21 protein-coding genes are annotated in these 21,651 nt (G+C 59.4%); 15 read left to right on the top strand and 6 right to left on the bottom strand.

Annotated features, from left to right (window positions below; genetic code table 11):
* The first annotated feature begins 51 nt into the window (after positions 1-51).
* The 6 genes from ACX3M4_RS19165 to ACX3M4_RS19190 all read left to right on the top strand — a co-directional run bounded on the left by ACX3M4_RS19165 (position 52) and on the right by ACX3M4_RS19190 (position 6,026).
* Complete coding sequence (locus ACX3M4_RS19165; RefSeq protein ID WP_459354585.1) at positions 52-705, top strand: outer-membrane lipoprotein carrier protein LolA; 654 nt, start codon at positions 52-54, stop codon at positions 703-705.
* A complete protein-coding gene (locus ACX3M4_RS19170) occupies positions 702-1,682 on the top strand; it encodes an ATP-dependent carboxylate-amine ligase (protein WP_459354586.1) in 981 nt (326 codons plus the stop codon). The genes ACX3M4_RS19165 and ACX3M4_RS19170 overlap by 4 nt, the downstream gene beginning before the upstream one ends.
* Before the next feature lie 377 nt (positions 1,683-2,059).
* The gene (locus ACX3M4_RS19175) at positions 2,060-2,884 is read left to right on the top strand and encodes a hypothetical protein (protein ID WP_459354587.1); all 825 of its coding nucleotides are present in this window, start codon (positions 2,060-2,062) and stop codon (positions 2,882-2,884) included.
* Between the two features lie 14 nt (positions 2,885-2,898).
* A complete protein-coding gene (locus ACX3M4_RS19180; RefSeq protein ID WP_459354588.1) occupies positions 2,899-4,881 on the top strand; it encodes a vWA domain-containing protein in 1,983 nt (660 codons plus the stop codon).
* Complete coding sequence (locus tag ACX3M4_RS19185) at positions 4,878-5,507, top strand: hypothetical protein (RefSeq protein WP_459354589.1); 630 nt, start codon at positions 4,878-4,880, stop codon at positions 5,505-5,507. Before ACX3M4_RS19180 ends, ACX3M4_RS19185 begins: the two co-directional genes overlap by 4 nt.
* Positions 5,508-5,618: 111 nt before the next feature.
* Positions 5,619-6,026: a hypothetical protein gene (locus tag ACX3M4_RS19190; protein WP_459354590.1), complete on the top strand. Its 408-nt coding sequence runs from the start codon at positions 5,619-5,621 to the stop codon at positions 6,024-6,026.
* A gap of 49 nt (positions 6,027-6,075) precedes the next feature.
* On the opposite strand, the gene ACX3M4_RS19195 is transcribed toward ACX3M4_RS19190, so the two are convergent.
* The 4 genes from ACX3M4_RS19195 to ACX3M4_RS19210 form a co-directional block, all read right to left on the bottom strand.
* A complete protein-coding gene (locus tag ACX3M4_RS19195; protein WP_459354591.1) occupies positions 6,076-7,881 on the bottom strand; it encodes a serine aminopeptidase domain-containing protein in 1,806 nt (601 codons plus the stop codon).
* Between the two features lie 152 nt (positions 7,882-8,033).
* Positions 8,034-9,059 (bottom strand): hypothetical protein, encoded by a 1,026-nt coding sequence (locus ACX3M4_RS19200; RefSeq protein ID WP_459354592.1) that lies wholly within the window; start codon positions 9,057-9,059, stop codon positions 8,034-8,036.
* Positions 9,056-9,631 carry a LemA family protein gene (locus ACX3M4_RS19205; protein ID WP_459354593.1) on the bottom strand — a complete coding sequence of 192 codons (576 nt, stop codon included), beginning with the start codon at positions 9,629-9,631 and terminating at the stop codon, positions 9,056-9,058. Before ACX3M4_RS19205 ends, ACX3M4_RS19200 begins: the two co-directional genes overlap by 4 nt.
* A gap of 117 nt (positions 9,632-9,748) precedes the next feature.
* A complete protein-coding gene (locus ACX3M4_RS19210) occupies positions 9,749-10,459 on the bottom strand; it encodes a helix-turn-helix transcriptional regulator (protein ID WP_459354594.1) in 711 nt (236 codons plus the stop codon).
* A 151-nt stretch (positions 10,460-10,610) separates the two neighbouring features.
* On the opposite strand from ACX3M4_RS19210, the gene ACX3M4_RS19215 reads away from it, so the two are divergent.
* Both ACX3M4_RS19215 and ACX3M4_RS19220 read left to right on the top strand, forming a co-directional pair.
* Positions 10,611-11,936, top strand: coding sequence for an SLC5/6 family protein (locus ACX3M4_RS19215; RefSeq protein WP_459354595.1), 1,326 nt, complete (start codon positions 10,611-10,613; stop codon positions 11,934-11,936).
* 114 nt (positions 11,937-12,050) lie between these two features.
* Positions 12,051-12,518, top strand: a complete 468-nt coding sequence (locus ACX3M4_RS19220; protein WP_459354596.1) for a hypothetical protein — start codon at positions 12,051-12,053, stop codon at positions 12,516-12,518.
* 144 nt (positions 12,519-12,662) lie between these two features.
* Here ACX3M4_RS19220 and ACX3M4_RS19225 read toward each other — a convergent pair whose 3' ends face one another.
* Positions 12,663-13,196 carry a hypothetical protein gene (locus ACX3M4_RS19225; protein ID WP_459354597.1) on the bottom strand — a complete coding sequence of 178 codons (534 nt, stop codon included), beginning with the start codon at positions 13,194-13,196 and terminating at the stop codon, positions 12,663-12,665.
* A 347-nt stretch (positions 13,197-13,543) separates the two neighbouring features.
* Entirely contained in the window at positions 13,544-14,416 is an 873-nt protein-coding gene (locus ACX3M4_RS19230; RefSeq protein WP_459354598.1) for a LysR family transcriptional regulator, read from the bottom strand.
* 158 nt (positions 14,417-14,574) lie between these two features.
* Here ACX3M4_RS19230 and ACX3M4_RS19235 point away from each other — a divergent pair, with 158 nt between their 5' ends.
* The 7 genes from ACX3M4_RS19235 (at position 14,575) to ACX3M4_RS19265 (ending at position 21,590) form a co-directional block, all read left to right on the top strand.
* Positions 14,575-15,792: an aminotransferase gene (locus tag ACX3M4_RS19235; protein ID WP_459354599.1), complete on the top strand. Its 1,218-nt coding sequence runs from the start codon at positions 14,575-14,577 to the stop codon at positions 15,790-15,792.
* Complete coding sequence (gene speB / locus ACX3M4_RS19240; RefSeq protein ID WP_459359464.1) at positions 15,779-16,837, top strand: agmatinase; 1,059 nt, start codon at positions 15,779-15,781, stop codon at positions 16,835-16,837. The genes ACX3M4_RS19235 and speB overlap by 14 nt, the downstream gene beginning before the upstream one ends.
* 91 nt (positions 16,838-16,928) lie before the next feature.
* Positions 16,929-18,017: an extracellular solute-binding protein gene (locus ACX3M4_RS19245; protein ID WP_459354600.1), complete on the top strand. Its 1,089-nt coding sequence runs from the start codon at positions 16,929-16,931 to the stop codon at positions 18,015-18,017.
* A 63-nt stretch (positions 18,018-18,080) separates the two neighbouring features.
* Positions 18,081-19,124 carry an ABC transporter ATP-binding protein gene (locus ACX3M4_RS19250; protein ID WP_459354601.1) on the top strand — a complete coding sequence of 348 codons (1,044 nt, stop codon included), beginning with the start codon at positions 18,081-18,083 and terminating at the stop codon, positions 19,122-19,124.
* Positions 19,124-19,984 carry an ABC transporter permease gene (locus tag ACX3M4_RS19255; protein ID WP_459354602.1) on the top strand — a complete coding sequence of 287 codons (861 nt, stop codon included), beginning with the start codon at positions 19,124-19,126 and terminating at the stop codon, positions 19,982-19,984. The genes ACX3M4_RS19250 and ACX3M4_RS19255 overlap by 1 nt, the downstream gene beginning before the upstream one ends.
* The gene (locus tag ACX3M4_RS19260) at positions 19,981-20,778 is read left to right on the top strand and encodes an ABC transporter permease (protein ID WP_459354603.1); all 798 of its coding nucleotides are present in this window, start codon (positions 19,981-19,983) and stop codon (positions 20,776-20,778) included. Before ACX3M4_RS19255 ends, ACX3M4_RS19260 begins: the two co-directional genes overlap by 4 nt.
* On the top strand, positions 20,775-21,590 hold the full coding sequence (locus ACX3M4_RS19265; RefSeq protein WP_459354604.1) for a nitrilase-related carbon-nitrogen hydrolase: 816 nt from the start codon (positions 20,775-20,777) through the stop codon (positions 21,588-21,590). The genes ACX3M4_RS19260 and ACX3M4_RS19265 overlap by 4 nt, the downstream gene beginning before the upstream one ends.
* Positions 21,591-21,651: the final 61 nt, after the last annotated feature.

The following is a 21,651-nucleotide window of genomic DNA, read 5'->3' on the forward strand; positions in this document are numbered from 1 at the left end:
GACGCTCCAGAGAGACCGTGTCACAGAGATAACGACTTGGGACATTGCATCATGCTGAAACGCCTCGCCCATCGTCTGGTCAAACCCCTGCTGGCGGCAGGCCTTGCCGCCGCCTTCACGGTTGCGGCACTCGCCCCGGCCCAGGCCTTGACCGACCAGGAGCAGACGACACTCAAGAAGCTGAACACCTACTTCAACTCGGTGAAGACCATGAATGGCGACTTCATCCAGTTCGGTCCGGACGGCAGCCAGTCTGACGGCAAATTCTACATGGCCCGCCCGGGCAAGGTGCGCTTCTACTACAACAAGCCCTCGGTGCTGGACATCGTCGCCGACGGCAAGTCCGTTTCCGTGCGCGACCGCAAGCTCAACACCCAGGACATCTGGCCTCTCGGCCAGACGCCGCTGCGCTTCCTGCTGTCCGACGATATCGACCTGCAGAAGGACACCAACGTCACCAACGTGCTGGTGGAAGAGGACCTGATCACCGTCACCATCTTCGACAAGACCAAGTTCAATTCCGGTACGCTGACGCTGATTTTCGATGCCGAGGATTTTGCCCTGAAGCAGTGGACCGTCACCGACCAGCAGGGCTACGACACATCCGTCGCCGTCTACAACGTCGTCTCCAACGGTCCGACCAATCCGGATCTTTTCAAGATCGACTACCTGGCAAACCAGCGTCAGACCGAAGGCAAGAATTGACTGCTTCCGGCGGGGTGCCCGGCTCCGCGAAGCGGGCGATCGCCTTCGAGCTGCTTGAAAGATACTGCGGGCAGAGGGGCTTCCGCCTGACCGCCGGCGACACCCACGGCCATGCCGGCTGCGTTGAAAGCCCCGGCGGCCGGCGCTGGTTCTTCAAGGGCACGCGCTTCGATCTCAACACGCTTGGCGCGACGGAAATCGCCAATGACAAGGCCTATGCCGGTTTTTTCCTGAAAGAAGCCGGTTTCGCCGTCCCCGCCGGGCACCTTGTCTTTTCGTCAGATATCCGCGACGGCAAACGCCCGCCGGACCCCGTGCTGGACTTTGCCGAGGAGCAGGGCTTCCCGCTCTTCGTCAAACCCAATTGCGGACGCGAAGGCCGCGACGTGATGAGGGTCGACACCTATCACACCCTGCAGAATGCGCTGCATCTTCTGGCCAAGCGCAACGACCAGATGCTGGTACAGGAAGAGGTCAGGGGCACCGAGTTGCGTGTGCTCGTGCTGGACGGCGGCATCCTCTGTGCCATCGAACGACGCCCTCCACAAATAATTGGCGACGGCGTGCGCAGCCTCGCGGAAATTATCGATGCCGACCCGCGCATCGATGCCACGGAACCCCGCCTCGATTTCGAATTGTCGCAACAGGGCCTGATGCTGGAGACGGTTCCTGCCGCCGGCCAGACCGTCACGCTCCTCCCCGTCGCCAACCTCTCCGTCGGCGGCACCGCGCGCATCGTCACGGCAACGCTTCCGGAAAACCTTGCCACCCTCGCCCGTCTCACAGCCAAGACCCTGTCCCTCCGCTACGCCGCCGTCGACCTGATCCTGCCCGAGACCCCGCGCGCGGACGCCGAAGCCGTCGTGCTGGAAGTCAACGCCGCGCCGGGGCTGGGCAACCTCTACCGCCAGGGACCGGAGGAAGCTCGGGTGGTGGAAGAGGTGTATGAGCGGGTGTTCGGGGCGATGTTCGGCTGAGGAGCGGCACTTTTATTGCCGCAGCGAATGACTGAAAGGGGCCGGGAGGAGACTGACGGGTTGTGGCGGTGAGATGTGGAACAACCACATCAAATTCTCGATCAAAACCAACCCGACCAGCAGGTGTAGAGAATAAAGTAATTACGCCGAAACCTGTCCAACGAATGGGGAGGCGCTCTGAGGCTCTTTATTTCAGGCATCTCTCCCATTTGAGGGAGGGCTGATCCTCTGTCTCCCGATACTTTTCCAGCCATCGACCACGGTTGGAGCATTTTCAAATGGCCGGATGCACGAGGGCTTCGTCACCCTGGCGGGAGCTGCTGCTAATTTCAGAGAAATCGGGACGCACGTTTCTTCAGGCAACCGCTGTTTTTCTGGTGAGCACATTTTCCCTGCAGGCCCAGACGGGTTTGTCGGCCGAGGAACAAGCGAGGCTCGCTGCCGCCGACAATGGTGAGGAAACGCTCGCCCAGGCAGTCGATCTGCCCTTTGAAGAGCCGTTTGACGGCAAGGACCTTGCCGCACACTGGCAACTCCTAAATGGGGACAAGGACACGTTCGTCATCGAGGACGGGATTCTGCTGGCACTCACGAGCGGCGGCAAGAACACTCTCCTCAACCCGGCTGCGAGCAACATTTTCGAACTTCAAGCGCTGCCGCCGGAGGGGGATTTCGATCTTTCGATCAAGGCCAAGCTCGATCCGAAGACCGGCTACGATGACGTCTGGCTCGGGCTTCGGGAAAGCCCGGATAATTTCATTGCGGCGCATCTCTACGTTTTGACCAAGGGCTGCGGCCCCGCGCTGTTCCTGCGAACGGTTGCCACTCAGCCGGTCATGCCGGAAGGTGATCCGGTCACGACCGCCGCCAATCACAGTCTGTTCGACGGCCCCATCATCGGCACGATCTGCGACAAGGCCGGGGCTCCCCTCGGCCAACAGATCCTGTCTGATCTGTTTGCCGAGGGCTTCGTTCTGACGCTTTCCAGGCGAGGTCTGCGTTACCGGACCTCTCTAACATTGAACGTTCCGGACAGAGGGGCGGACAAGCCTGCCGGTCTTGAAACCGTGCACACAGACTGGCTTGCCCGCATGGCGCCCTTCGGAAAGCCGGTCTTCCTGCTTGGCCAGGGGAGCCGCGCCGGAAATGGCGAAACGCTCGCCGAGTTCGACCACTTCAGCATCCGCCGCCCGCAACAATGAGCCCGGAGGTTCCCATGACTGCTCATCTTCTTCGGGCGCGCGTGCTGCGGCTCGTGGTTCCTGTCGCCATTGCCCTCGGAGCGGCGGTCCCATCTCATGCACAGCAAGCCGATACCGGTGCTGCGGAGAACCTGGTGCGCCTGTTCTTCGCCGAACATTCCAGAAGGTTCAACGACGGCAGCACACCGCTTTTGAACGATGTCCCGGCCGCCAAGGAGTTCCTGGTCGATGGTCTTGTGCAGGACGAGCTTCAGGGCCTGCTGCAGTTCGACCCCGTTTACGATGCCCAGGACGCGAATATTTCGAACTTGAGCATCAAACCGGACCCGGAAGTTCCGATCCTGCGTGGAGCGGCTCAGATCCGCGTGTCTTTCAGGAATTTCGGAACGCCGATCAACCATGTCTACACGCTGGTAACCGTTGAGGACGGCTCATGGCAGATCAGCGATATCTATTCCGAGACTAACGATTGGTCACTGGCCGATCTCCTGCAATCAAGCGGATTGAATATCAGGACGGATCCCGGGGCTGAAATCACGCTTCAGGGCAACGCGCCGGGGGGCGGAGCCCAGACACAGGTTGCGGAAGGTGGACAATCGGGCAACGAGACCATCGTCCCGGGAATGGAAGAGGGCGACCTCCCCGGAAACGGACTTTCCGCAAATGGCAGCGATCTTCTGTTCATTCTTGACGGATCCGGCTCCATGTGGGGGCAGGTTGACGGTGTCGCGAAGATTGCAACTGCTAAGCAAACGCTTGCCGGACTGATCGGAGACCTGCCGCCCGAGACCAATGTCGGCTTGATGGCCTATGGGCACCGCAGGGAGGGCGACTGTGGCGACACGGAAATCCTCTACCCTGTCTCGAACTTCGACACCGAACTCCTGAAGCCGGTCATCGAGGCGATCACACCGCGTGGAAAGACCCCCATTGCGGCCGCGCTTCAACAGGCCGCTACCGCAATGCCGGTTTCCGACCGGCCGGCAAATGTGCTGTTGATTTCGGATGGGCTGGAGACCTGCGGGGGCGACCCGTGTGCTGCCGCCAAGGCTCTGGGGGACCTGGGCATCGATACGCGCGTCCATGTGGTCGGCTTCGATCTGACGCAGGAAGAAAACGAGGCTCTCCAATGCATTGCTGAAAACGGTGGCGGCAACTACTACGCTGCCAACGACGCCGAGAGCTTTACGGATGCCGTCAAACAGGCTGTCGCGGATGCCGGTACCCGGGAAGAGCCGACGGCACCGACACCCGAACCGGAGGGGGTCCCGGCGACCTCCGTGGTCTTCGAGGAAAATTTCGACGGTCCGGACCTTGCCGGCGCTTGGCAGACATTGAATGCGGCTGATCGCCTGGCACAGTTCACCGGCAACGGCACCCTCTTCGTTTCAGCCCTGGAAGGGGAAACGATCTATGACAACAAGAATGCGCTGAACCGCCTTGTTCTCGATGAGGCCTTGCCCGAGGTTGATTTCGACCTCAGTCTTGAGTTCAAGCTGCACGTCCAAAGCGGCCGGGAAAGCGTGATGCTGTCGCTTTTCGAGGATCCGCATAACCAGATCGTCGCGATGGCCTGGATCGGGACCAAAGGATGCGGCTCCTACCTGAACCTCTCTCTCGTCCGGGTCTCGGGAGATCCTGAGGGCAAGCCGGAGGAGTCTCGTTTCGACGTCAACCTGTTCGACAAGAAGATCGTCAAACGCCTGTGCGACAAGGCTGGTCGTGCCTATGGCAGCCAGGTGCTGGAAACGCTTTCAACAGATGGCGCCTTACTGCGGTTGAAGCGGCGCGGACGCGCCATATCCGCAGCCATCGAAATGGACCTGCCTGCCTCGGATAAGCAGGACGGTGGGGACTACGTCTACGAGACCGATCCGATCACCGTGCTGCGCCTTTCCGGAAAACCGAGTGTTCTTGGCGGTCAGTGGAGCAAGGCGAAACCCAAGGAAAGCCATTTCGAATTCGACAGGTTTGCTATCGAAACGGTAACGCAATGAAGCTCCTTCTCCTGAACGCATTCCTTGGAACACTCGTCACGGCCGTCCTCGCGACCTCAGTGATCGCGCAGGAACCCGAGATTGCACATCTGCAATGTGCGGCTGGTTATGGCTGTCAGGATACGGGGTCATCGCAGTGCGAGATGCTTGATCTACTCGGTTTGGCAAATGGCGGCCAGGCCAGGGACCGGTTCGCGGAGGTTTACCCGGCCGAATTTGTCGAAGCCGCCCGCGCTTCCACCCGCCCTCCTGTCGAATGCCTCCGGGCCGCTGCGGGATCAGGCGGCGCGAACGACGTTGCATCGCCGGAGGGAAATGGGGGAACCCCCTTGCCCGAATTTGCTGGCCTCGACGGCTATGCGGAAGCGCCCTGCCCCGGGAAACTGGCTGTTGACCCGATCTTCGTTCAGGGGGCGCCGGACATCCGGGTTCTGGCCTGTTTCAAGGGCGCCGACAATCTCTACCAGGAATGCGGGGCGGCACCGGCGAGAGCTTATTGCCTCAAGTTCGGCAATCCGGACGTTGCCTGTTTCGGCGACATCAAGCCTGCCGCGAAGGCTGCCAACATAGATGCGTACTGTGAGACCGGCGAGTGCCCCGCATTCGGCTTCATCGTGTGCAAATAGACGCCGTTTCAGCGCGATACGCCAAGTTTCTCACCCAAATGGGAGAGGCATTAAGCAAACCTGCAAGCCACTCTTCGATCATCACTTTTTCTCCTGATGGAAGGGAATACAATGCGTATGATTAGGATGGTCTTCTTGTTGGCGCTGGGTGCGGCCTTCATGATCCCCTCGCTGTCCGCCGAGGCTGCGACAATCTGCACGATCAAGGCCCAGAGCGCTTTCAGCACCGGCCACAAGACCAGAGCCGGGGCCGAGGCGAGGGCCTGGGCAAACTGGCAGGGCACGATGAGAAACAGCCATGGCCGCCGCTTTGCCGTTTCCATGGCACGCACGACCAAGGGGTATCCGAAATTCGGAGGAACGCGATTCAATAACAGGGTCGTCGTGAGGGCACAGGGCTGCTACGTCAAGGGCGTGTCCTGCGTCACCGGTTCCGGCATCACGCCCACTTGCGAATGCCAGACAGACCGCCGTGCAGCCTTGCAGCAGGGCTGTTCCGTCTATGCCGCGGGCCGCTGACAGGTCTTCGCACGTTCAGACCTGCGATGGGCAAAGAAAAGGAAGGCACTTACTTCAACCAGCCGATCGGTCCGGCCATCAGCCGGGCCGCCAGTTCCGACTGGCTGTGAACACCGATTTTCTGAAAACTCTTTTTGAGATGCCCGCGCGCGGTGCTCACCAGGATACCCATCTTGTCCGCGATGTCGTCAAGGGAGCGTCCCTCGGCGATTTCCAGCGCAATTTCCGCTTCCTTGCCGGTCAGGCCATAGGCCAGTTCAATCAGTGTCCTGCGGGTCTCGGACGTGTCTTCGCCCATCTGCACCCGAAGCAGCAACAAGCTGGCAGGGCCCTGCCGTTGCAGGCTGGTTTGTTTGAGCGCGGCGGGAAAAAACTGAAATCCGACCGGCCTGCCGTCATGAACGATCAGTCTTTCCCCATTCCCGCGCGCAACTTCCGCAGCTTCATTCTCCTTGAGCAGTTGATGGACATTTGCCTTCGGGGATGTTTGTCCCTCCGCAGTGGCATCTTGCGGAAACAAGCCGGCAAGCGCGGCCTCGAAGGCACCGTTGGAATGCAGTAGATCATTCTGCCGATCCAGCAGAGCAACGCCGATTTGCAAACGCTCGATGACACTTTCAAGCAGCACGCCGAGCGTGGCACTCATCATGACCTGCTTGTTCAGATTGAATGCCCGTTCCCAGTGGGGCATCAGCCGGCTGATGCGCTCGTGCAATTCCTCTTCGTTGACGTCGCCGGAGCGCTCAGCCTCGTGGATCATCCGGTAGATGATTTCGGTCCAGCGGCTGTCATCCTCGATCGCGTTGTAACAGAGTTCGACGAGTTCATCGGGTTCCAGCTGCCGGGCTCCGGTTTCGCTGATCCGGTTGAGAATGTCCGAGGCAAGTTCCTCAACCCCGACCTCGCTGATTTCTGTTTCAGGGCGCCGGTCTTTCTGAACCCAGTCCAGAATGCGTTTGCTGATCGAGAACTTCTCTTCTTCCAGGAAAAGCGCCGATCGGGCACCATCAACGCGTTCGGACGCGATATCTTCGATACCGATCCTGGAGAGGAACCTCTGGATAGGTGGGAAGAAGCCGCCGTCGCGAAGCATCGCGTCTTCGCCGCCGAAAACCACGAGGCACCGGGTGCCCGGTTTCATGACGGTTTCTCGCGGCCATAACCATGAACTCAGCATGCCCTCGAATATCTGTTTCCAGTAGGCAGGTGTCGGTGTCGGCCAGCCGTGCGGGTCCTCCAGAACCTGCTGAATGACGCGATGATCCGTGCTCATGACATCAGCAAGGTGTCTGCGATCCTTCAGGTGAGCACCGAGAAAGGAATAGAGATGATGCAGGATCTGCTCGTCTGGAGTGTCCGCGCCTTTCAGCCGGATGCGAACCTCGGCAAAGGTATTTCCGAAAAGCGCCAGTGTCTTCTGATTGGGAGGCGGTGAAATGAAGACGATGTGCTGGGCAAGGTCCGGCCAGGTCTTCATCACCTCCAGCGTGAGCAGGGCGGTGATGTTCGGCACGACGATCAGGCGGTCCTGCCAGGGTATGTCGGCGAAACTTCGCTCGAAAAGATGGCGCATATCCTCGACAGCCGATTTCCAGCCATCTCGAGGATCCAGATGGCCGGCGGCGGAGTTCCTGTCGAAGCTTCTGCCGTGTCCCCGAATGTCACCGGAATGAACGTCCCATCCGCAGGCCCGAAATCCCGCGGCGAGGGGCTGAAGCATTCCGGAATGCGTTGGCTGGCTATGGCCGAGGAATACCGATTTCTTTGCCGAAGAGAGGCGGCGCGTCATGTTGACGGGCCAATGACGATAGTAGAGCGAAGGCCCGTCCGGTCTCGGTAGATATTTGGCTTCCATGCGCAGATCTCGTCTCAGAACCACATCTGCCCAATGTGCGAATACTCCCTTTGCAGACGCCCGAAGGGAGACTGCAGCAGAAATCTGCCGCTGCAAACCTATGAAAATCCATAGGGTTTGACGCGAAAAGCGATGGCGCACGCCTGCTCTCCCTATTCGACACGTTCCTTCAAGGAGAATTTTGCGGCTTCGAACTCGGCCAGGATGCCAGCAAGAAGCATATCGATCCGGTCCGGATGGGCATTTGCACCGACGAGCTCGTCCTGGGCCATGAAGAAGAGAACATCGTCTTCCACAACGAAACCGACGGTGTGGTAACGCTCCCGGAGATCGAGGAGGGTGACCTGGGCGGCTGGCGTCAGGATCCTCAGGACTGCGAGTTCAGGTTCGTCGCCTTGAGGCGTCGTCGCTGTGCCGGAGACATGAAACGCCTCGTTGAAGGAAATGGATTCAGTCTTGATATCCCTGTCCAGCGGTCCGGTATTGAAGAGGTTTTCCGGCCGGATAACCGCACGAACACCGGTTTTGCGGCCGATCCTGTAGGCTCCCAGCAGGGAAAAGAATACGCCGAAGCCGCCGGCACCGCCGCGCGCGTCCCGCCGCAAGGCCGCGTTGGCCGCCACTCCGGCCTCCATGTCCATCGCTCCGATCGCGACCCAGAAGGGCAGTCCGTCCTTGCTGCTTGTTCCCCAGAACTCGCCATCAAATTGCGCACCGACAAATGATCCGACCTGGAGCCTGGTAAGCTCCGGCACCTGCTTCTCGACGGCAAGGGCCCTTTCGGATTTCACCAGATGTGTCCGGCGATCGGCACCATCCGATGTCCTGACAGTGCCGAATTCCCGTACGCGCTCCATCAGCTTGCCGGTGTAGCTCCAGCCGTTCTTGCGGGCGAGTTCGACCCTTCGCTTCGTCTGCCGGCCGTCCCGGTTCTCAAGTTCTCCGGCAATGAAGAACAGTGCGAACATGACAGTCGTGACCGCTACCGGAACGAAGGGAAAGGCGTCGGTCCAGATCGCCTGCACCATGGTCCAGAGCAGTGCAGCGATCGCTCCGATCGGCAGGAAACGCCGAACCGGAGCCGGTAGCACGACGCCGGCCCGAATGTCCGAAACATCGGGGGTATCTATGGAAATTTCGCCCTTGATCGGGTCCCAATGTGTTGCAGAAGCGTTCATGTTCCGGCTCCCGGCAGGTCAATGAGCGGTGCGGTTTCAGCCGATTTCAGTTGATCCGCGTCGAGGGCGAAGAAATCCGCCCGTTCGAACTTCAGCAGTGAGCCGATCCAGTTGGAAGGAATGGAATCCAGGAGCGTGTTGTAGCGGTCGACATTGCCGTTGTAGAGCCGGCGGGCGGCACTGATCTGGTCTTCGGTTTTCTCCAGCTGTTGTTGCAGCTGAAGGATGTTTCCTGTCGAGGTGACATCGGGATGGTCTTCCGTGTAGCCGAGAAAGGTGCTTAGTCCCGCGGTCAGTTTCCGTTCGGCGTCTTCGATATCTTCAAGACTGCCCTGCCGAACCGAAATCGCCCTCTCCCGCACGTCCAGCAGATGATCGAAGATGCGGTTTTCCTGACTAATGGCCGAGCGGACCGCGCTTACAAGCCCCGGCACCAGGTCATGCCTGCGCTTGAGCTGCACCTGAATTCCCGAGCGCCCGTTCCGAACGGCATTTCTGGCGGCCGCCAGCCGGTTCTGCAGGTAGATGAACCCGCCAAGTCCGATGAGGAGGATAATGATAGCTGTGGTCATGCCTGTTCCCGAAAACGAAATTCAGGCGACAGGAAATCAGGCAGCACGACTATCGGCCTCTCCCATTTAAGGGAGCTGGCACAAGCCGGTGTCGACCAGAGGAACCGAAGTTCTCGATTACGGGGAAATAAGACCGTTGAGCAACGCGATGGCGATTGCCTGCTCGCGGGTCGACGCCCGAAGTTTGGTACGGGCGTTCTTCAGATGGAGCTCAACGGTGACAGGCTTCAGTCCGAGTTTTCCCGCGATCTGCTTGCTGCGAAGACCTTGCGCAACCCACAGCAGGCATTCCGTTTCGCGTGGACTGAGCTCGATATCCCGTTGCTCGACTTCAAGCGCGGCCTGAAGCTTTTCATGTGCGAAGAAAGCCGCAAGCCGAAGAAGATCGCCATGCTCTGAAAAGATCTTTTCAATGTCGGTGCGCGGCAAGCTGGACCCGAAGTTCCAGCCTCCGGCGCCACTGGCGCCGGCCTTTCGGACAGTACATGTCATGCCGGCCCGCATGCCGGTTTCGCCCGCCTCATGAATAAGCCGGCGCTCGGGAGCAGACAGGAAAGGATAGTCTGAAAGAAAGTCGACACCCGTCCCCATCGGCATGGACGTTGCGCAACAATAGGCGAAGAACGGGTCGATCTTTTCGTAGCCGGAGGCCCGGTAATGCGACGTCCAGCTTTCCGGAAATGTCGTGAACATGGACAAACCGGCTAACGACTGATCGATATAGATTAGTTTGTCGAAGCCGAAGGACTCGAAGAAACGCGAACTACCGACCCAGGCATCGCCTGAAGAAATTCCGTCCGGCAATTTCTCAATCAAACTGGCTGGCACTGCAGAGATCCAAGCAAAAACTATGGTTTTTCATATATTGGAAATCATAGTGCGCTGCGTTACGTCAGACAACGGTTAGAGTTCATCTGGATTTTGTCTGGGCATTTCAACCGGAAAATCGAACCGGTCTGCCGGAAGGAATATTTCAGCGGTGACAAACACGGGAATTCAGGCGTTTGCCGTCGGCGCTCTCCTGATCGGACCTCTTGTTTATGCATTTTGGAGAAGTCGAAAGGCGACGCGGGCCGACTACCTGTTCAACTCCGGCCGGACCGGTCTTGTCGCAACGGTGGCCGGGATTGTCTGCGGCAATATCGGTATCGGCACCTTTGTCGCACTTGTGCTGTTTTCCGCGGCGAGCCCCGTTATCGGCCTGTCGCTTGCCCTTGCCTATGGCACGGGGCTGCTGATCTGCGCCCTTGTCGCGCCCAAAGTCCATAGACTGTCGCGCCAACATGGCGTCAGAGGCCTGATCGACCTCCTCGTGGTGACGCACAGGGTGCAGCATCCGTTGTTGATCTGGGCGCCGATTGCCTTCGTCTTTCTGCTGCGGGCGTCCGTACAGCTGATCGCGCTGTCGGTCATACTCGCCGCGATCCTTCCGGTCCCGCCGACGGTCGCGGTCATCTTGGCGACGGTTTTTGCCGGGGCTTATACGGCAATAGGCGGCTACCGGGTCGCAACGGAAACCGATATCCCGCAGGCGGCCGTGATCCTGGCCGGCCTCGCAACGCTCGGTCTGGCCAACTGGCAGGCTCTTCCGGGCGACCTGGTTTTTTTCGACCTCGGTCCCTACCGTTTTCCGATCCTGATCGGCATCTGGCTTTTCATTCCGGCAAGCGCGGTGCTGGCCGTCGACAACTGGCAAAGAATGGCAACCGCACAGCAACCGTCGGTCGCCCGGCGTGCCTTTCTGTTCGGAGCCCCTTTGTGCCTTGCCTGTTATCTTGTCATCGTCTGGCTGGGACTTCATGGGCCTGAGGGTGACGATGTCTTGCAGATCCTGCATGCATCGGTGCCTAGGCCCTGGACATGGCTGATCAACCTGATGCTGATCGCGGTGGTGATGTCGACGATGGACACATTTGTCATGCCGCTGATGACCGGGCTGGAGCGCACCGGCATTCCGCTTGCAAGAATTCAGCTCGCCGTCGCCATGCTGTTTACGGCGCTCGGCCTGTCGGCGGCGCTGTTCGCGGATGTCCTGAATTCGATAATCGCTGCCTTCAGTTCCCTGGCTGTTTTCCTGCCCGTTGTCTGGGCTGCCGTGCGCGGCAGAGGCATCAGCGCACCGGCGGCAATTGTCTCCCTGAATGCCGGCATCGCGGTGACCCTTCTGCTGACGGCCGTGGACATGAATTCAGCAGCGTTGTTTGGGTGCCTGTTGTCGTTCGTGCTGTACCAGACGGTGTCACGGATTGTTCCCGATAGCGCCTTCGCCAGCCAGGGAGCCGGCGACCGCGACAGGAGCGCCTGAGGCGAGGCGAAGACGTTCCCAAGCGCATCAGATCGAGAAGCTCCCCCAAATGGGACATTCGGAACCTGTCTCGCTCGTCTAGATCATCCCTTTCTGCACTAAGGAGATGATTTCATGAAATACACGCTAGCTCTTTCAGCCTGCCTTCTTCTCGGCCTCGGCGCCGACCTTGCGACGGCACAATCCAGTTCCAATCGCGGCGCGACCGGTCAGCCGCAAGCATGCCCCTTCAACCATCCGATAGGCTGCTTCATCAAGACGGGCTCCAAGGGACCGGTGAAGTACGTGTATTTTTTCAACGACTACAACAAGAACAGATGCGGGTCGCATACGCAGATCTGCCCTGAAGGCCGCAAGTGCTTTACCCGCACGGAAAAGCTTTCGTTGAACAACGCGACAGGCGAGTTCTATGCGAACCGGATCAATGGCACGGTTACGGTGACGACCAGCTACGGCTTTTCCACCAAGACGCTCGGCGGCGGTATCCCTGCCTTCATGCGGGCGAAAGTCAAATATGTCGGCAAAAACGGCAAGGCCAGAACCAGCACGTTGTCCTTCAAGGCGTCGTCCGAAGGGTGCTGACGACAATTGCAGAATGGTGAGTTCTGGAACGGAGCTGCGCAGCGCCATTTTTGGCGCAGCGCGCTGGCTCCTCAGTCCGGCTTGATCGGGGGTGCCGGGTCCCAGCTTGTTGTCACGACAGAACCCGCCGCGATCCGGAACAGGTCATATGTTCCAGATCAATGAGACGCCGGAGCTGGACAGCTTTCCGCTCCTGTCCAGAACGGCCAGGAAAGTGCCTGTTTTGGTCTTGCTCCTCACAATATCCGCTGCCGCCACTTTTGCGATCGTGAGTTCAAAGGGTTTGGTTGCCGCGAATGACCGGCCCGGCATCAGATTTTCACCTGGTGAGAAACTGTCGCCGGGAAAGAAACTGTCACCGGGGAAAAAGCTGTCGCCGGGAAAACGCGATTTTCCTTGGGCGAGGGAAAAGGGATTGGACAGGAAAATCGATTCCGTCCGCCTGTTCACGACACGCGCCGCTGCAAACTGCACTTCCGCAGGTCCGGCTGCTTCCGAGTAGAGGATAATCGATTTCATAATCGCACCCGGCAGCTCAGGCCCTCCCGCCTTCAGCAGCGCTTCCGTGTTCTCAAACCCGATATGGAAGGATGGACTGCCTTGAGCAAATACGTTCGATGTGGCTGCAACAAGTGCCGTCGCCGTCAACGATAGTCCAAATTCTCTGCGGTTGAGCATAGGTCTCTCCTCAAGCTAAGGGTCTTCCTGACACTCGCGCGCATTCCTGGATCATCGCCTCACCCATTTGGGAGAGAAGATCGCACTTGCCGGAGACGTGTCTGATCCGCTGTGGATGTGCTTCTTCAGCACAAAATCCAGCACGGAGCTGCAACGTCTGCTTTCAAAATTTGATTGAGGACAGGTGGACGTCCGAAATGGGAGCGCGAAATCGAGTAAACTAAAGCGTGTCGCGTTCATTTGAATTCATGCGACACGCTTTATCTCCTTTTTGGCGCACGTCTTTTTGCGAAAAACCGGAACCCACTTTTTCGCGACGTGCTCCAGTTTGATCTTCGCCAGGGCACTCAGGGCAGCTTCCATGCGTTACGGACAGCCTGGATCAGAGCCGTGACCAGGCTGGAGTTCCGGTTGTCCCGAGCCGTGAACAGAAAGAACTGAGCGGAATAGGTGAAATCAGGCAGCTCGAAACGGCGCAGTTCACCTTTTTCGCACCAACGCTCGGCCAAATGGTCAGGAAGGAAACCCACATACTGACCCGAGCGAATGAGCAGAAGCTGAGGTTCAATTTGAATCACGGTTGCGGCAACATCCCGGAAGGCGTTTTGACGGGAGGTTTTGTTTCGCAAGTACCCCCGTTGCACAAACGGCAACTCCAGAACTTCCGCTTGAACAAGCTCCGTCGAAACTGTCCTGAACAGGGGGTGCGTGCGGCCGCAATACAAGCTATGCGTTTCCGTGTATAACGGTATCTGATCGAGACCGTCGACAGGCGACAGGTCGACGCCGATCCCGCAATGATAGGTTCCTTCACGGACCTTCTGCTGAAGATCTTGCGCAGGTTCTTGCGCAACCACAACCTTCACGTCGGTGGCAACCGCGCGAAATCTTGCCAGAGCTTCTGGCAGCAGGTTTTGAGGATCGTCGGACACCGCATCCAGGATGCCGACACGAAGCTCACCGCTGATCTTCCCCTTGACCGTGCCGACGTCCGCCGAAAAGTCATTGAGGGCGGCGTTAAGCCGGAATGCGGCCTCATGAACGGCCCGCCCTTCGTCCGTCAGCTGAAATCCGCCGCGCCCGCGCCGGCACAAAACGAGGCCCAGGCGGTCCTCCAGCGCCGACATGTGGTTGGAGATTGTCGATTGGCTGAGGTTGAGCTCCGCCTCGGCAGCGGAAAAACCGCCGTGACGCACCACGGCATCAAAGACTTGCAGCAATCGGAGGTCAGCTCCAGAGGGGCGCATATGCATTCCATTACATGGATATTTCTCAATGTTTTGATTGATAAGTTTCTATTTTACAAGTTTACGCGAACGCTATGATCATTTTTTGCGCGTGCACAATCGATAGGCGCGCCATTCGTTCCGAGGCGAGCGTGGCATATTCGAAGTTGAACCGGAACCTGGTCGATACGGGCACACCGCCAATTCCTGAGGCGGCGAACTGGCTCTCTGCCTACGATGGCCGGCTTGGGCCTGCGCTGAACCTCAGTCAGGCGGTTCCCGGCGATCCGCCTCCCCCGAAATTCCTTGAACGCATCGCTTTTGCCGCCCGGTCTGCGGACGCAACCCGGTATGGCGACATCTTCGGCGACGAAGGCCTTCGCACTGCCTACGCCGCCGAATGTTCGAAGGTCTATCAAGCGCCGATCGCCTTTGACGAGGTCGCAATAACCGCGGGATGCAATCAGGCCTTTTTTGTCTCCGTCATGGCTTTGGCGGCCGCTGGAGATGCCATCCTTTTGCCGTCACCCTGGTACTTCAATCACAAGATGACCCTCGACATGCTGGGGATTGAAGCCCGGCCCCTGCCGCTGCATGCGGAGAAGGGGTTTGTTCCGGCGGCGGCCGATGCGGCAGCGTTGCTGGACGCCAAGGTCAAGGCGATCGTGCTGGTAACGCCCAACAACCCGACCGGCGCGGTCTATCCGCCCGAGGTAATCAGCTCGTTTCTGGACCTTGCCCACAATCATGGCATCCATCTGATCGTCGATGAGACCTATCGCGATTTCCGCCTTGATGAGGCCGCGCCGCACGGACTTTTCAAGGATCCCAGGTGGCGCGAAACTGCCGTCAGTCTTTACAGTTTCTCCAAAAGCTATGCCATTCCAGGCCACCGGCTCGGGGCGCTGATCGCCTCCGAAGCCGTCGTGCAGGAGATCGGCAAGGTTCTGGACTGCCTTCAGATCTGCCCGGCGCGGCCCGCTCAAATGGCCCTTCCGTGGGCCCTGGAAAATCTGCGCAACTGGCGTCTGGAGACCGGAGCAGAGATCGCCATAAGGGCGGAAGCTTTCCGTGACGCGCTCTCGCCGTTTCCGGCGTGGCGGATCGATCAGATTGGCGCTTACTTCGCTTATGTGCGGCACCCCTATCCAGGGGTGAAAGCTTCCGGGGTGGCGGAGCGCCTTGCAAAGGAATGCGGCCTGCTGGCGCTGCCCGGTACCTATTTCGGACCTGGACAGGAGCAGCATTTGAGACTGGCCTTCGCCAATGTCGGCCGCAGCACAATTGAACAGATCCCGGATCGCCTTGCAGCTTTTCCGCAAACGGCCTTCGGCAATGATTTCGAACGGAAAGACTATCGACATGGATAAGGACAAACTGGCAGCCATCCGCGCCAAATTCGGCGGCGAAAACGAAAGCGTCATCTACGATCCCGAATTCCGGGCGGTGGCGGACAAGTTGTTCGATCCGGCCGGAACGCGGGTCGCTCCCTATGCCGGTCTTCCAACTTTCCTGGACTTGCCCTACAGGCCGACGGACTGGAAGAACCCGGATTTTTCCGGCCTCGACGTTGCCCTTGTCGGCGTGCCCATGGATCTTGGCATCACCAACCGCAACGGCTGCCGTTTCGGCCCGCGGGCAATCCGCGCCATGGAGCGGGTCGGTCCGTTCAATCACGTGCTCAAGTGCATGCCCGGATCGGACCTGAGCGCCGCGGACATCGGCGATGTCGCTTTCCGCAGCCGGTTCGATCTTCAAAAATCGCATGAGGATATCGAGTCAGCGATTTCAATACTGATGGCGGCAGGGGTCGTGCCGCTTTCGGTCGGCGGCGACCACTCCATTTCGCTGCCCATTCTGAGAGCGCTTGGCCGCAACAAGCCGGTCGGCATGATCCATATCGATGCCCATTGCGACACGTCCGGCCCGTTCGACGGCAGCCGTTTCCACCACGGCGGACCGTTTCGCCAGGCCGTGCTGGAAGGTGTTCTCGACCCGGAGCGCACGATCCAGATCGGCATAAGAGGTTCTTCCGACTATCTCTGGGAGTTTTCCGAGGAGACCGGCATGACCGTGATCCATGCGGAGGAAATCTCCGGGCTCGGATGTGAGAAAATCGCTGAGCTCGCGCGTGCAAAAGTCGGCGAAGGCGCCGTCTACCTGTCCTTCGACATCGACAGTCTCGATCCGGCCTACGCACCAGGAACCGGCACGCCGGAAATCGGCGGGCTCACGACGCGCGAAGCACAGGAAATATTGCGCGCGCTCAAGGGAGTGAACCTGATCGGCGGGGATGTCGTGGAGGTCGCCCCGCAATATGACGCAACCACGAACACTGCTCACGCGGGCGCACAGATGCTGTTTGAAATCCTGTCGCTCATGGTGTTCAGCCCCGCGCTGAAAACCGGCAGCTAGCGCTCAATCGGCAGGCGAGCCCCATCAAGAACGGGCAGCCTGCGATGTCTCTGACCGTTTCAGGAACGGTCAGCAAAAGAGGGGAATTGCAATGACTGACAAAATGAACTTCACGATCTCGAGACGTTCCGTCCTGGCGGCCGGCCTCGCCGGCGCTTCTGCATTGGCAATGCCAACCGTGTTGCGCGCGCAGGACCGTTCCCTGAAGGTTGGCGTCTATGGCGGCTACTTCAAGGACAGCTTCGACAAGCACGTTTTCCCGGAGTTCACCAGCGCGACCGGAATTGCGGTTGAATCGATCGCCGAGCCGACCGGGGAAGCCTGGCTGGTTCAGCTGGAACAAGCTGCCCGCGCGGGTGCTGCCCCGGCCGATCTTTCCATGATGTCTCAGGTCGCCATGCTCAAGGGCCAGTCGACCGACCTCTGGGCGCCACTCGATCTTTCCAAGATCGCCGACGCGGACAAGGTCCTGCCGCAGTTCATCAACAGCTACGCGGACGGCAGAGTGGCGGGTGTCGGGGCCGTTGCCTGGTACATCACTCTTGTTTCCAACACCGAGAGCTATCCGGATGCGCCTGATAGCTGGGCGTTCCTGTGGGATACGGTCAACGCGGACAAGCTTGGTCTGCTGGCTCTTGTCTCCAACTCATTCCTGCTGGAGGTCACCGCCAAGACTTTCTTCGGCGGCACCGAAATCCTGGATACCGAAGAAGGCATCCTGAAGGTGATGGAGAAACTGGCGGAACTGAAACCCAACGTCCGGCTGTGGTACCGCGATGAGGCTCAATTCGAGCAGGCCTTGAAATCGGGCGAAATCCCGATGGGCCAGTATTATCATGACGTGACGGGCCTTGCTGCCGCCGATGGTTTCCCGGTGCGCTCCACTTTCCCGAAAGAGGGTGGCATCCTGGATTCAGGTTGCTGGGCGCTGTCCCGTGCATCGGACAAGAGCGACGAAGCGCATGAATTCATCAGCTACATGACGCAGCCGTCCATGCAGAAGCTGATGTCGCTGAAAGTGGGGACCGCGCCGACGTTGAAGCGCGACACGCTCGATATGACCGACGCCGAATTCGCGTCCGTTTCGTCGGACATCGATCCGGTCATTCCGCGATACGATCTCTATACCAGCAAGTCCGACTGGCTGAACCAGAAGTGGACGGAACTGATCGTCGGCTAAGCTCCAATTCCGGGCCGGAAGTAATCGTGTTTCCGGTCCGGCGTTCAGGTTCAGGAAGTACATATGTCCGGTCTTCAACTGATTGACATCACCAAACGCTACGGGGCGGTAACGGCTGTCGACGGCATCTCGCTCGATGTAGACGACGGCACGTTCGTCTGCCTGCTGGGCCCGTCGGGCTGCGGGAAAACAACCCTCCTGCGTATGATCGCGGGCCTTGAGGACCCGACTGCGGGAGAGATCCGCCTGCAGGGCGACCGCATCAACGAAACGCCCGCGCACAAGCGCAATCTGGGTATGGTTTTCCAGTCCCTGGCCTTGTTCCCGCATCTTTCCATCGGCGAGAACATTTCCTATCCTCTCAGGATCCGCGGCACCAGCCGCGCCGATTGCGAGGCCCGGGTGCGCGAATTGCTCGACATGGTCCAGCTTCCCGGCGTCGAGAACCGTGCCATCACCCAGCTCTCCGGCGGCCAGCGCCAGCGTGTGGCCATCGCCCGGGCGCTTGCAGTCTCGCCGCAACTGTTTCTGCTTGATGAACCGCTTTCCGCGCTGGACGCCAAGCTGCGGGAAGCCATGCAGGTGGAGCTGCGCCAGCTGCAGCAGCGCCTCGGCATCACCACGATCGTCGTCACCCACGACCAGCGCGAGGCCATGTCGATGTCCGACCAGATCGTCGTGATGTCCAACGGCAAGGTCGAGCAGATGGCGACGCCGATCGAGGCCTATAAGAGACCGGCCAGCCCGTTCGTGGCCGACTTCCTCGGCCAGGCAAACCTGATCCGCGTGCAAGGATCTGAAGCGGGTGCCGCTTTTTCCGGCGGCCACATCCCGGGACTTGCCCTCCCTGACAGCGGTCAGACGCTCATTTCCATCCGGCCGGAAGACATTATCGTGACTGCCGATGAAAGCGGACCTGTGAAAGCCGGTATCGTCTTCATTCGCGAGATGGGGTCGACCATCGAGATCCATCTTGACGCGGGCAACGAGCGTATCATCGCGCTGGCGCCGCCAAAATCGCATTGCGATCTGCGTGTCGGATCGTCGGTCTCACTCACCTTGCCGCCCGAAGCCTGCGTCGTTTTCGACGCAGATGGAGCGAGCTGATGCGACGGAGCCCCCCTCAAAGACTCGCCGACTATCTGCCGATTGCCTTCCCGGCGGCCATGCTGGGGCTGTTCTTTGTCATCCCGTTCGGCATCATGGTGGCGATTTCCGTCTTCAAGCGGGTTCAGGGCGGATTTTACGAACCCTCTTTCACACTCGCCAATTACGCCCGGTTCCTGACGCCGTTTTTTGGTGAGGTTCTTTCCTTTTCGCTCGCCCTTGCCGCACTCGTTTCGGCCCTTTGCCTGCTTATCGGTGTTCCCTTCACCTATATGCTCACCCGGCTTGGCCGCCGTGCCCAGGTGTTCTGGCTGATCGCGCTTCTTGGCGTGCTTTCTCTGTCCGAAGTCATTATCGGCTTCGCCTGGTCGACCCTCTTGAGCCGCACGGCCGGTCTCAGCAATCTCTTCGTGTGGCTGGGCCTGATGGAGAAACCGGAAGCCTGGGCGCCAGGGCTCGGCGCGGTTCTGACCGGCCTCGTCTACCAGGCGTTTCCCTATACGGTTCTTGTGCTTTATCCGGCATTTTCGAGATTGGACCCGTCGCTGATGGAAGCCGCACAAACGCTTGGCTGTTCCCCGCGGCGCGCCTTTTTGAACGTCGTGCTGCCGGTCATGCGCAAGACGTTGCTGGCGACCTTCATCATCGTCTTCATTTTTGCGCTTGGCGCCTATCTGCTGCCCCAGATCCTCGGACGGCCGCAGCATTGGACCTTGTCGGTTCTGGTGACAGATCAGGCGATCTACCAATCCAACATGCCCTTTGCCGCTGCCATGGCCGTGTTCCTGGTCATAGCCAGCCTGCTGCTGGTCGGGTTGTCGGTGATGATTTCGGGCCGGAAAGGGGTCGGTGAACAATGAACAAGGCCGCCGGAAGATTGTTCTTTGCCTGTGTGGCGCTTTTTCTGGCCCTGCCGGTGATCGTCGTCGCCGGCGTTGCGCTCAACGCCAAGAAGACGCTCGCCTTTCCGCCTCAAGGCCTGTCGGTGGACTGGTATCTGAGTGTTCTGACCGATCCCGCCTGGCGCTCCGCCCTGACCAACTCGGTGATGGTTGCCCTGGCTGCCTCCACGATCAGCGTCGCGATTGCGCTGCCATTGTCCTGGTTTCTTTGGCGCAGGGTTGCGCCCTGGGCCCGGCTGGTCCAGATGCTCGGCTTCTCGCCCTTCGTCCTGCCACCGGTCATCACCGCGCTTGGAGCGTTGAGTTTCTGGGCGACGACCGGCTTTTACGGTCAGGTCTGGACGGTTGTCATCAGCCACGGAATATTCTTCGTCAGCTTGCCTCTGGTCACGATCACGCTCGGCTTTGCGACCATCGACCGCGAGATCATTGAAGCGGGCATGACCATGGGCGCCGACGATAAAACGCTGATGAAAACGGTGATCTTTCCGCTGATCCGGCCCTATGTGATTTCCGGCTTCGCCTTTGCCTTCGTCCTGTCGCTGAACGAATACATCGTTGCCTACATGACAGTAGGCTTCACCCTGGAAACCATCCCGATCAAGGTGTTCAACGCGCTGCGCTACGGCTATACGCCCACAATGGCGGCGGTCTCGGTGTTCTTCATTCTGATCGCGGTCCTCGTGTTCGGCACTGTCGCCCGTTTCGGCGACCTACCAAAGCTGATGGGCGCCTGGAGCAAGGGTGAATGACGATGCGGATCGCCGTTGCGCAGATCGACGCGGCTCTGACCGTCCCTGAGGAGCGAAAGGCCGCAATTGCGGCGGCGGTTGAAGACGCGGCAAAGCAAGGAAGTGAATTGACTGTCCTGCCGGAACTGGCGCTGACCGGCTACGGCGCCGGACCGGGTATTCCGGCGAACGCCGATGGACCGGATGGAACGGAAGTTCGCTGGCTGAAGGATCTTTCCGCGCGAACAGACTGCGCCCTGGTTGCGGGACTGGCGCTGAAACTGGGTGAGGACGTCTTCAATTCGGCACTTTTCGCCGCGCCGGATGGCCAAAGCGCCAGTTATAACAAGATCCACCTTTATGGCGAATACGAGAAAGCCCTCTTTTCCCGGGGAAGAGCGCGGCCGCCCATAATCCGGTTCCGCGGCCTCAAGCTGGGGCTGCTGGTTTGTTTCGATGTGGAATTTCCGGAAAGGGTGCGGGATCTGGCTATACGCGGTGCCGACGCCGTTCTCGTGCCAACGGCACTTCCCAGGAGCGATGGCGGTTCGTTCATCGCGCAAAACGTCGTGCCTGTACGTGCCTTTGAAAACCAGCTTTTCCTGGCCTATGCCAATCACTGCGGGATGGACGAACGCTTCACCTACCAGGGACACTCCTGCATCGCGTCTCCAGACGGAAGCCTCCTGGCGCAAGCTTCCCGCGACCATGCCGGCCTGATCCTGGCCGATATCGATCCGGACGCGTTTGCAGGCTGTCGCGAGCAAAATCCCTATCTGGAAGAAGTGCAACTCACGCAGTATCTGGAAGACGCCACCATGGCGAAACTTTAGGGGTCTCAGCTCGTCGCGACATTCCGGTTTCGTTCCGAGTGCAATCTTAGATCCAAACTTG

Source organism: Roseibium sp. M-1 (assembly GCF_054515675.1).

Coding starts and splice junctions, on each gene's coding strand:
- ACX3M4_RS19180 (WP_459354588.1), top strand. CDS start 2,899: ATGACTGCTCATCTTCTTCGGGCGCGCGTGCTGCGGCTCGTGGTTCCT.
- ACX3M4_RS19200 (WP_459354592.1), bottom strand. CDS start 9,059: ATGAACGCTTCTGCAACACATTGGGACCCGATCAAGGGCGAAATTTCC.
- ACX3M4_RS19245 (WP_459354600.1), top strand. CDS start 16,929: ATGACTGACAAAATGAACTTCACGATCTCGAGACGTTCCGTCCTGGCG.
- ACX3M4_RS19220 (WP_459354596.1), top strand. CDS start 12,051: ATGAAATACACGCTAGCTCTTTCAGCCTGCCTTCTTCTCGGCCTCGGC.
- ACX3M4_RS19255 (WP_459354602.1), top strand. CDS start 19,124: ATGCGACGGAGCCCCCCTCAAAGACTCGCCGACTATCTGCCGATTGCC.
- ACX3M4_RS19205 (WP_459354593.1), bottom strand. CDS start 9,631: ATGACCACAGCTATCATTATCCTCCTCATCGGACTTGGCGGGTTCATC.
- ACX3M4_RS19265 (WP_459354604.1), top strand. CDS start 20,775: ATGACGATGCGGATCGCCGTTGCGCAGATCGACGCGGCTCTGACCGTC.
- ACX3M4_RS19165 (WP_459354585.1), top strand. CDS start 52: ATGCTGAAACGCCTCGCCCATCGTCTGGTCAAACCCCTGCTGGCGGCA.
- ACX3M4_RS19195 (WP_459354591.1), bottom strand. CDS start 7,881: ATGGAAGCCAAATATCTACCGAGACCGGACGGGCCTTCGCTCTACTAT.
- ACX3M4_RS19260 (WP_459354603.1), top strand. CDS start 19,981: ATGAACAAGGCCGCCGGAAGATTGTTCTTTGCCTGTGTGGCGCTTTTT.
- ACX3M4_RS19185 (WP_459354589.1), top strand. CDS start 4,878: ATGAAGCTCCTTCTCCTGAACGCATTCCTTGGAACACTCGTCACGGCC.
- ACX3M4_RS19190 (WP_459354590.1), top strand. CDS start 5,619: ATGCGTATGATTAGGATGGTCTTCTTGTTGGCGCTGGGTGCGGCCTTC.
- ACX3M4_RS19250 (WP_459354601.1), top strand. CDS start 18,081: ATGTCCGGTCTTCAACTGATTGACATCACCAAACGCTACGGGGCGGTA.
- ACX3M4_RS19225 (WP_459354597.1), bottom strand. CDS start 13,196: ATGCTCAACCGCAGAGAATTTGGACTATCGTTGACGGCGACGGCACTT.